This window comes from Staphylococcus gallinarum, from assembly GCF_000875895.1.
GTDB classification, from domain to species: Bacteria; Bacillota; Bacilli; order Staphylococcales; family Staphylococcaceae; genus Staphylococcus; species Staphylococcus gallinarum.
This window is the reverse complement of record NZ_JXCF01000077.1, coordinates 1-241: the sequence shown is the minus strand read 5'-3', so window position 1 is coordinate 241 and position 241 is coordinate 1. Positions and strand designations below refer to the sequence as shown.

Here is a 241-nt window from a genome sequence, read left to right as displayed (position 1 = left end):
CATGACAAAATATGGCCACAAATTAAATAATAGAGATAAGAATGGAGATAAATCATGTTGGTTAGGACTGCTTTGAGCAAATAAAGCAGTAAATAATGCGAATGCTAAAAAAAACAAAGGTGATAAAAATAATATATACATAGCAGTAGTATTTTTGAACTTTAAAGCCTCAGCTTTTAATAAACTCATACTATCTACCCCCTTTTGTTATATTAAAGAATATTTCTTCAAGATTTTCATC

Annotated in this window: 1 pseudogene; it reads right to left on the bottom strand. The window is 27.8% G+C overall.

Annotation, left to right across the window (positions count from 1 at the left end):
- Window positions 1-189, bottom strand: a pseudogene (locus SH09_RS13440) (lantibiotic immunity ABC transporter MutE/EpiE family permease subunit); the annotation flags it as partial.
- Window positions 190-241 lie beyond the last annotated feature (52 nt).